Here is an 8,964-nt window from a genome sequence, read left to right on the forward strand (position 1 = left end):
CACGGGCCCTTCCACAGGACCCCTCCTGGCCGCACCCTGTACTCTACGTCGCCGTACGGAGCTGGGACGCCCTCCACGCCACGGAGGTGAACGGAAGGCAATGACCGTGCATCTTGGCTTGTAGTCTTCGTGTTACGGTCTGTCGTGTCGCATCGAGGCCGCACCCCGAGGCCGGAACCCCCAGGCCGGACCTACGGCCTAACCTCCGGCACACGGGCCTCGTGGCCGGGCGGCCCACCGGTCTGTCACGATGGCCGGGCTCGGTAGTGACTCATCGAACGAGGGACGGCAGTTGGATCGGCAGACGGCGTCGGCGACCTTCCCGTCCGCCGCCCCGGCGGTGGCGGACGCGCGCCGGTTCGTCCGGAAGGTGCTGGCCGACTGGGGCATGGACGAGGTCGCGGACGACGCCGTCCTCGCCACCAGCGAGCTCGCCACCAACGCGATCGCCTACGCCGGCACGTCCTTCGAGGTCTCCTGCCGGCTGGAGGCCGGGGAGATCAAGATCGAGGTCCGCGACCGCCACCCCACCCGCGGCATCGACATGCCGGGCGTCACGGCGACCAGCGGGCGCGGCCTGCCGTCGATCGCCCGGCTCGCGGCGTCCTGGGGCGTCTCCTACGACCGCCGCACCAAGGGCGTCTGGTTCCGGCTGCCACGGCCCGGCGCCACGGACGGCGCCGTAACGGCGTCCCCGGCCGGAGAGGCCACCGGGGCCGCACCCTCCGGCAAGCCCTCCCGCGACCGCAAGGCCGGGCGTGAGCGCACCGTCCGCGACGGCATGGGCGAGGCGGGCCGCGAGAGCGCCGACGCCGGCCACGCCCGGGACAAGCGCATCGGCGACGGCGTGGGCGACCTCCCCGCAGCCGGCGACCGGCTGCTCCGCTCGCCCACGGCCGTGGAGTCCATGGAGGACGGCGTCGCCGGCGTCCGGGAGGTCCTCGGCGCCGAGGGCGCGGCCGTGCTGCTGACCGAGCGCGACGGCCGCCTGATCATGGGGGCGTCCGCCGGGACCGCCACCGACGTGTCCCTCGGCGAGCTGTCGGTGGCCGGACTCGGCCCCGCCGCCCGCGCCGGCTCCGCCTGGGTGGCCAGCGACGCCTCCGATCCGACCGCCGCGGCCCTGCAGGCCCGGTCGCTGGCCGCGGCGCCGCTGGAGTCCCAGGGACGCCTCACCGGGCTGCTGGTGGCCGTCTCATCCGTCTCCGGCCGGTTCGCCGAGGCCGACGGCGTCCGGCTCGGCCGGCTCGCCGACGAGATGTCGCTCTCCCTGGAGAAGGCCAGGGTGGGCGAGTTGGAACGGTCCTGGCGGGGCTGGCTCAGCTTCGTCGCCGAGGCCAGCGACCTCCTCGCCGGGACCCTCGACCAGGAGCGCACGATGGCGCTGGTCGCCCAGCTCGTCGTCCCGCGGCTGGCCACCTGGTGCGCCGTCTACACCGTCGGCGAGTCCGAACCCGACCGGCTCGCCTACGTGTGGCACGCCGACGAGACCCGCGCCGACGGGCTCCGCGAGCTGCTCGAGCACGCGGGGGCCGCCCCGCCGATGGACGTCCCCGGGCCCTGGAACGGGCTCGCCACCGCCCCGCGGGAGATCCGGGCCGCCGTCGGCGACACCGCCGCCGACCAGGTCTACGCGTTCCCGCTGATCGCCCGCGGCCGGCGCATCGGCACCATCGTCATCGGCCGCCCGGCCGACGACCGCTTCCCGCGCAGCGCGATCGAGCTGGCCGAGGAGCTCAGCCGCCGCGCCGCCCTCGCCGTCGACAACGCGCGGCTGTTCTCCGCGCAGACCGCCATGAGCAGCGCCCTGCAGCGCAGCCTCCTGCCGCCCGGCATCCCCGAGATCCCCGGCCTGGAGGTCGCGGTCGTCTACGAGCCCGCGGGCGAGGGCAGCGAGGTCGGCGGCGACTTCTACGACGTCTTCGAGGGCGGGCGGCGCCCCGGCGGCGCCGCGACCGCCTGGCGGTTCGCCATCGGCGACGTGTGCGGCACCGGCCCCGAGGCCGCCGCCGTCACCGGCCTCGCCCGGCACGCGCTGCGCATCCTCGCCGCCGAGGACATGTCCGTCCCCGCCGTGCTGAACCGCCTCAACCGGCTCATCCTCGGCGAGGGCGAGCGCGGGCGGCTGCTCACCCTCCTGCACGGCGAGATCGCGGCGCGGCGCCGCAGCGACGGCGTGACGATCAGGCTGACGAGCGCGGGACACCCGCCGCCGCTGCTGCTCGCCCCCGACGGCAAGGTGCGCGAGGCGGCCTCGCCGCAGCCGCTGCTCGGCGTGTTCGACGGCGTGGAATTCCACACCGACACGGTCCAGTTGCGCCGCGGAGAGGTCCTGCTCTGCGTCACCGACGGCGTCACCGAGCGGCGCTCCGGCGGCCGGCTCCTCGGCGACGGCCACGGACTGGAGAATCTGCTCGCCGACTGCGCGGGGCTGAGCGCGGGAGCGGTCGCCGCGCGCATCCAGCGCGCCGTACGCGACTTCGGCCCGGAGCCGTCGAACGACGACATTGCCCTCATCGTTCTGCGGGCGTCATGATGGAGACCAACAATCGGTAAGGTGGGGTGGCGTGGGGCTTGCCTTGCACACGACACGACAGGAAGGCCGCGCGACGATCGCCGCGCGCGGCTCCATCGACCTGCACTCCTCCGATGAGCTGCGGTCCCGGTTGACCGAGCTCGTGGACGCGGGCGAGCGCGCGGTCGTCGTCGACCTCGCTGCCGTCGACTTCTGCGACTCCTCCGGTCTCAACGTTCTCGTCCGGGCGTACAAGCACGCCCGCGCGCAGAACGCCACGCTCACCGTGACCGGTGCCTACGGCCGGGTGGAGAACGTGCTGAAGACGACCGGCCTCGACCGTTTTCTCATCGAGGACACGGCGGAGGAGGCTCCGGCGGATGGGCGGTGAGGAGAGACGATGAAGAACCGCGAGCCGGCGGAGTGACCGATCCGATGACGGAGACCACACTGCGCGCGGCGCCGCAGACCGAGGCCGTCGAGTACGCTCGGCGCCTCGCCGCGCGCACCATGCGCACCTGGGCGCTGATGGACCGCGAGGAGCTCGTCACGGCCATCGTCGCCGAGCTGGTCGCCAACGCGGTCCGGCACGCGGGGACGGCGCTGGAGCTGCGGCTGCTGCGCGACGACGGCCGCGTCCGCGTCGAGGTCCGCGACCGGGCCGCCCAGCTGCCGCGGCTGACCGTGCCGGGGCCGCTGGACGAGTCGCACCGCGGCCTGTTCATCGTCGACCGCTTCGCCAACTCCTGGGGCGCCGACCCCGTGACCGGCGGAAAGGTCGTCTGGGCCGAGGTGGACATCTGACACGTCCCCGCAGAACGTCCTGAACACGTATCGACAAGAAGCGCGCCGCCGACCTTCCGGTCGGCGGCGCGCTGCATGTCGCGGGAGCACCGCGGCGGGGCGGGCCCTCAGGCGGACTTGCGGTACAGCTCGGCCACCATGAAGGCCAGGTCCAGCGACTGGCCGCGGTTGAGCCGCGGGTCGCACGCCGTCTCGTACCGCTGGTGCAGATCGGCCTCCGCGAGCCCGTGCGCACCGCCCACGCACTCGGTGACGTCGTCGCCGGTGAACTCGATGTGGATGCCGCCCGGGTGCGTTCCCAGCGCCTGGTGAACCTCGAAGAACCCGGCCACCTCGTCCAGGACGTCGTCCAGCCGGCGGGTCTTGTGCCCGCTCGGCGCCTCGAAGGTGTTGCCGTGCATGGGGTCGCAGATCCACGCGACGGGCGCGCCGCTCTGGTGCACCTTCTCGATCAGCGGCGGCAGCGCGTCCCGGATCCGGCCCGCGCCCATCCGCGTGATGAAGGTCAGCCGGCCCGCCTCGCCCTCCGGGTTGAGGCGCTCGATCAGCGCCAGGGCGTCGTCCGGGGACGTGGCGGGGCCGAGCTTCACCCCGATGGGGTTGTGGATGTGCCGGAGGAACTCCACGTGCGCGCCGTCCAGCTGGCGGGTGCGCTCCCCGATCCACAGGAAGTGCGCCGACACGTCGTAGGGCAGGCCGCTGAGGTGGTCGGTGCGGGTCAGGGCGCGCTCGTACTCCAGCAGCAGCGCCTCGTGGCTGGAGTAGAACTCCACCCCGTGGAACTCGTCCGGGTTCGCCCCGCACGCCTTCATGAACGTCAGCGCCCGGTCGATCTCGCCCGCGAGCTGCTCGTAGCGGCGGCCCGCCGGGCTCCGCGCGACGAAGTCCTGGTTCCAGGCGTGCACCTGCCGGAGGTCGGCGTACCCGCCTCGGGTGAACGCCCGGCACAGGTTCAGCGTCACCGCCGAGCAGTGGTACGCCTTCAGCAGCCGCCTCGGGTCGTTGCGGCGGGACGCGGCGTCGAAGGCGAAGCCGTTGACCGCGTCGCCCCGGTACGCGGGCAGCTCCACGCCGCCGCGCACCTCGACGGGCTTCGAGCGGGGCTTGGCGAACTGGCCCGCCATCCGGCCGATCTTCACGACCGGCACGCTGGCGGCGTAGGTGAGCACGACCGCCATCTGCAGCAGGGTCTTCAGCTTGTTCTTCACCGCGTCCGCGTTCGACCCGTCGAACGTCTCGGCGCAGTCGCCGCCCTGCAGGACGAACGCCTTGCCGGCCGCGACGTCCGCGAGCTGGGCCTTCAACTGGTCGCACTCGCCGGCGAAGACGAGCGGAGGCTGCGCGGCGAGTTCGGAGGTGACCGCCCGGACCTCGTCCGGGTCGTCCCAGTCGGGCTGCTGGAGGGCGGGGAACGAGCGCCAGGCGTCGAGCTTTTCGATGGCGGAGTTAGTCACACGAAAAGGCTATGGCACCTCGGCCGGCCAGGATGACGCAGCGTTGCGCTAACCCGAAAGGGCGGCCCCGGTGGCGGGGCCGCCCTTTCGTCGATCACGGAGCGGAGGGGCTGCGGGCCTGTCTCAGGCGGCGCGGCTCCCGGCGGTGGCGCGTACCGGCTCCCGTCCGGTACCCGGCCCGCCCGGCAGCGTCCGGCGCCCGCTCAGCTCGGTCTCCCCGGCCATCTGCCGCAGCCGCCGCAGCGACCGGTCGGTGATCTGCCGCACCCGGTTGTGGCTCAGGCCGTACCGGGCGCCGATCTGCGCGTATGACAGCGGCTGGCCGCTCTCCATGCCGAACCGCGCCCGCACGATCGCGGACTCCCGCTCCGGCAACCGGTCCAGCAGCCGCGCCAGGCCCTCGATGTCGTCCAGCGCGAGGATCTCGGCCTCCGGCGTCACGGCGTCCGGATCCTCCAGCAGGTCGCCCATCGGCGTCTCGCCCGCGTCGTCGACGGTCGCGTCCAGGCTCGCCGGATCGCGCCGCCAGCGCAGCAGCTCGTCCACGTGCTCGGCCTCGGCGCCCAGCGTGTCGGCGAGCTCCTCGCGGGTCGGCTCCCGGCCGAGCTCGCGGCCGAGCTGGCGCTCCGCGCGGCGCAGCCGCGAAAGCTCCTCCTCGACGTGGACGGGCAGCCGGATCGTGCGGGCGGTGTGGCTCAGCCCGCGGCCGATCGCCTGCCTGATCCACCACGTCGCATATGTGGAGAACTTGAAGCCGCGGCGGTAGTCGAACTTCTCCACCGCTCGCATCAGGCCCAGGTTCCCCTCCTGAATGAGGTCGATGAGGGGCAACGAGTCGGTCGGGTACTTGCGGGCGATCGAAACCACGAGGCGCAGATTGGCCTCGACGAAGCGCTGCTTGGCGCGCAGCCCCGCCGCGGCCAGCTCCTCCAGCTCCTCGCGGGTCGCGCCCTCCGGCGCCTTCCCCCGCGCGAGCAGCTGTTCGGCGTACAGGCCCCCTTCGATCGCCTTCGCCAGATCGACCTCCTCCTGCGCGTCGAGCAGGGGAGTACGGCCGATCCGGTCGAGATACGCTCCGACCAGATCCTTGTCGGTAGCGTCGACCCTGTCGCCCTTGGTACGGGTTGCAGCCATCCTGACCCTTCTCCGGTGCGATCTCCCTAGGGGGACAACGCTAATTACCGCTCTGTGATTCCCGGGTGGGGAATACTGCGAGGCTGTCAGCCGCTCTACGACCTGATACCCGTACTGAGGAGAAACCGACATGGCGACGGTCACACTGACCGCTGAGAACTTCGACGAGGTCGCTCAAGGCGACGGGATCGTCATGGTCGACTTCTGGGCGGACTGGTGCGGCCCGTGCAAGAGGTTCGCGCCCGTGTACGAGAGGTCGGCGGACAAGCACGACGACATCGTCTTCGCCAAGGTCGACACCGACGCCGAGCCGGACCTGGCCCAGCGGTTCGGGATCAGGTCCATCCCGACGCTCATGGCGATCCGCGACGGCATGATCGTCTTCGCCGAGCCGGGCGCCGTGCCCGAGTCGGTGCTGGAGAACGTGATCGAGCAGGTACGCGGCCTCGACATGGAAGACGTCCGCCGCCGCGCGGAGGCCTGAGCGGCCGGCGCGTACTTGCGCCGTTCCCAGGAGGACGCCGTCGTCCAGGTGGCGGGCCCCGGACGTGAGGGCGAAGCAGCGGTGGCGCGTCGGCAAAGAAGCGGACGGGTGCCGCCCGCCGCGTACGCCCCATGGCCGATGATGGAGTAATGCTCGCCGATGTCGTCCGCCGCCTGGTGTGCCCCGTGTGCGGATCGGACCTCGACCTGGTCGACCGCGGACTCCACTGCCCCGCCGGCCATGCCTTCGACATCGCGCGACAGGGGTACGCGAACCTGCTGCCGGGCAACGCCCGTCCGGGCACGGCCGATACCCCCGAGATGGTGCGCGCACGAGACGACTTCCTCCGCGCCGGCCACTTCGCAGGACTCGCGGACCGTCTCGCCTGGGACGTCTCACGTGCCGGTCCGTCCTTCGTCCTCGACGCCGGAGCGGGCACGGGGTACTACCTCGGCCGGATCCTCGACCGATCGCCGGACGTGACCGGGCTCGCCCTGGACATCTCCAAGCACGCGGCGCGCAGGGCGGCCAAGGCCCATCCGCGCGCCGGAGCGGTCGTCGCGGACCTGTGGCGCCCGCTCCCGCTGCGCGACAGAGCCGCGGACACCGTCGTGAACGTCTTCGCGCCCCGCAACGCCGCCGAGTTCCACCGGGTGCTCCGCGACGACGGGCTGCTGTTCACCGTGACGCCGTCGCCCCGGCACCTCGGCCCGCTCGTGGAGGCGCTCGGCCTCCTCACCATCGACGAACGCAAGACCGAACGCACCGACGCTGCGCTGGCCGGCTACTTCAAGCTGGACTCGCGCCGGGAGATCGACACCCAGGCCGACCTGTCCCACGGAGAGGTCACCACCCTTGTGGGCATGGGGCCCAGCGCGCATCACGTGGCGACGGATCTGCTCGCTGAGCGGCTAGCGCGCGTCCCCGACCCGCTGCCAGTTCCCCTGTCCTTCGTGCTGTCGGGCTACCGGCGGCTTGAGTAGCCGCCTGGCGTCCGCGTGCTGTGTGAGCTCGATGAGAACCTGCGGCACTTCGCCCGGTCGCGTCATGGCCTCTACACCAGGGACGGGGACACCGACCCTGAACGAAGCCGAGACCGCTCGCACCGTGGCACTCAGCAGGAGACGCTGCAGGGCCTGCCCTGCACGTATCAACTCGACGGGGGAGTGGCCAAAGGAGGTCAGCACTGCCCGCTGGGCGGTCGCGTCCTGAGTGTCGGGCAGCGGATGAAGCGCAGCACCCTCCAGCCTCGCCGCTTCGCCCAACTCGTTGACGAGGGGAGCGGGCGGCCGGACGCCGACCGCCGGACGCTCCGCGGTGAACGGCTTGAGCGTGGCGGCGTAGAGCAGGCGCTCCTCACGGGTGATCCGGTGACGTCCCGCGAGCCGCACCGACGCGAGAACCGATGGACGCCGGGCGTCCGGCAGGAGCCGCACAACCGTCTCGTGGCCGAGCTGGGCGGCCGCCAGCCGCAGGTTGACGAGCGCCGCCCCGCTGCTCAGGTACAGGCTGCGCCCCGCAGGGTCGCCCTTCGGCCGGAGCCTCTCCGGATCGGCATGCACCTCGATAAGCCCGGGCACAACCTTGAACCGCCACGCGTGCACGTCATGGACCGTGGGCCCCATAGTCGCGGCGACCACCAGACGTTCCGCCGAAGCGCGGATGGCGACGGACACACTCACGAGGCGTTCCTCCTGACCTCGGCCGGCCGCCCTGTCGGGGACGCATCCCCAGCCAGTACGCCGGACTCCGCGGGACATGCGGTCTGCGCACGGTACCCCACTGTGACCCGACCCACGTAGTACGTGAACGTCGAGGTCAGCGAGACGAGTGGTGTGCCCGGGCGACAAGATGCGCCGGTGGACGTGTGTCGCGATTTGACGATGCCGATCGGGGACCCTAACGTCAGTGCTGCCCCAAGGGGATGCGGGACGCCAGCGAGCGGCCGGCCCCGGGGAACGCTCAGCTAACGGAAACGGTCCGAGTTGCGCTCGGACTGATGTACGATGACTGAACAGCCCGAGACGGGATGCTGGACACCGAGCGGTGGCCGGCCCGTAGGGCATCTCTTACGAAACGATCTTCTTCAGGTCTTCTGGCCTGTGGGTTGGTTGTCGCGTGGGGGATGGTGAACCGTCCGTCCGTCAAAAAGATCTTGGTTGATTGGCTTGACAGGCGTGGGGAACCAGGTAAGTTAGAAGGGTTGCCCCGGAGCCGGGGTCCGCGGGAGCGGGGTTCGGCGCGGTGGGTGTCCGTTTCTTGAGAACTCAACAGCGTGTTAAAAGCCAGTGCCTTTATCGGCTCGACTGGATTTGTTCTGGTCGGGTCGCCCCGTGGCCGCCCTCGCTTTGCGTGGGTGGTGGGGATTTCTTTGAGGCAAGAACCTCTCTGTTGAGGGGTTGTTTGCTGGGATTGTTTCCGAGGTTTGGCCGGTCTGGGGTTCGCCCCCTGGGTTGGTCGTTTGGACCTTAATGGAGAGTTTGATCCTGGCTCAGGACGAACGCTGGCGGCGTGCTTAACACATGCAAGTCGAGCGGAAAGGCCCCTTCGGGGGTACTCGAGCGGCGAACGGG

General features: G+C 71.6%; 8 protein-coding genes and 1 rRNA gene. 6 read left to right on the forward strand and 3 right to left on the reverse strand.

Going from position 1 to position 8,964, the window contains the following annotated elements:
• Positions 1-292: 292 nt before the first annotated feature.
• The 3 genes from E1266_RS17510 to E1266_RS17520 are packed head-to-tail and all read left to right on the forward strand — an operon-like array spanning position 293 to position 3,319.
• Complete coding sequence (locus E1266_RS17510) at positions 293-2,536, forward strand: SpoIIE family protein phosphatase (RefSeq protein ID WP_243718520.1); 2,244 nt, start codon at positions 293-295, stop codon at positions 2,534-2,536.
• 43 nt (positions 2,537-2,579) lie between these two features.
• Positions 2,580-2,906, forward strand: coding sequence for an STAS domain-containing protein (locus E1266_RS17515; RefSeq protein WP_229808757.1), 327 nt, complete (start codon positions 2,580-2,582; stop codon positions 2,904-2,906).
• 44 nt (positions 2,907-2,950) lie between these two features.
• Positions 2,951-3,319 carry an ATP-binding protein gene (locus tag E1266_RS17520; RefSeq protein WP_221480752.1) on the forward strand — a complete coding sequence of 123 codons (369 nt, stop codon included), beginning with the start codon at positions 2,951-2,953 and terminating at the stop codon, positions 3,317-3,319.
• Positions 3,320-3,426: 107 nt separating this feature from the next.
• On the opposite strand, the gene E1266_RS17525 is transcribed toward E1266_RS17520, so the two are convergent.
• On the reverse strand, positions 3,427-4,773 hold the full coding sequence (locus E1266_RS17525; protein ID WP_207945711.1) for a 3-deoxy-7-phosphoheptulonate synthase class II: 1,347 nt from the start codon (positions 4,771-4,773) through the stop codon (positions 3,427-3,429).
• A 123-nt stretch (positions 4,774-4,896) separates the two neighbouring features.
• Positions 4,897-5,907 carry a sigma-70 family RNA polymerase sigma factor gene (locus E1266_RS17530; protein ID WP_243718521.1) on the reverse strand — a complete coding sequence of 337 codons (1,011 nt, stop codon included), beginning with the start codon at positions 5,905-5,907 and terminating at the stop codon, positions 4,897-4,899.
• Positions 5,908-6,037: 130 nt separating this feature from the next.
• Here E1266_RS17530 and trxA point away from each other — a divergent pair, with 130 nt between their 5' ends.
• Positions 6,038-6,391, forward strand: coding sequence for a thioredoxin (trxA, locus tag E1266_RS17535; protein ID WP_132048223.1), 354 nt, complete (start codon positions 6,038-6,040; stop codon positions 6,389-6,391).
• A 131-nt stretch (positions 6,392-6,522) separates the two neighbouring features.
• Positions 6,523-7,374: a putative RNA methyltransferase gene (locus tag E1266_RS17540; RefSeq protein WP_243718522.1), complete on the forward strand. Its 852-nt coding sequence runs from the start codon at positions 6,523-6,525 to the stop codon at positions 7,372-7,374.
• Here E1266_RS17540 and E1266_RS17545 read toward each other — a convergent pair.
• Entirely contained in the window at positions 7,303-8,073 is a 771-nt protein-coding gene (locus E1266_RS17545) for a hypothetical protein (RefSeq protein ID WP_243718523.1), read from the reverse strand. The genes E1266_RS17540 and E1266_RS17545 overlap by 72 nt on opposite strands.
• A gap of 786 nt (positions 8,074-8,859) precedes the next feature.
• Between E1266_RS17545 and E1266_RS17550 the strand changes: the two genes are divergently transcribed.
• Positions 8,860-8,964: ribosomal RNA gene (locus E1266_RS17550) — 16S ribosomal RNA — on the forward strand; the annotation flags it as partial.

This window comes from Actinomadura sp. 7K534, assembly GCF_004348575.1.
GTDB lineage: Bacteria > Actinomycetota > Actinomycetes > Streptosporangiales > Streptosporangiaceae > Spirillospora > Spirillospora livida.

Excerpts from the sequence above, each read along its gene's own strand:
- E1266_RS17540 (WP_243718522.1), top strand. The coding sequence starts at position 6,523 with ATGGCCGATGATGGAGTAATGCTCGCCGATGTCGTCCGCCGCCTGGTG.
- E1266_RS17530 (WP_243718521.1), bottom strand. The coding sequence starts at position 5,907 with ATGGCTGCAACCCGTACCAAGGGCGACAGGGTCGACGCTACCGACAAG.
- trxA (WP_132048223.1), top strand. The coding sequence starts at position 6,038 with ATGGCGACGGTCACACTGACCGCTGAGAACTTCGACGAGGTCGCTCAA.
- E1266_RS17520 (WP_221480752.1), top strand. The coding sequence starts at position 2,951 with ATGACGGAGACCACACTGCGCGCGGCGCCGCAGACCGAGGCCGTCGAG.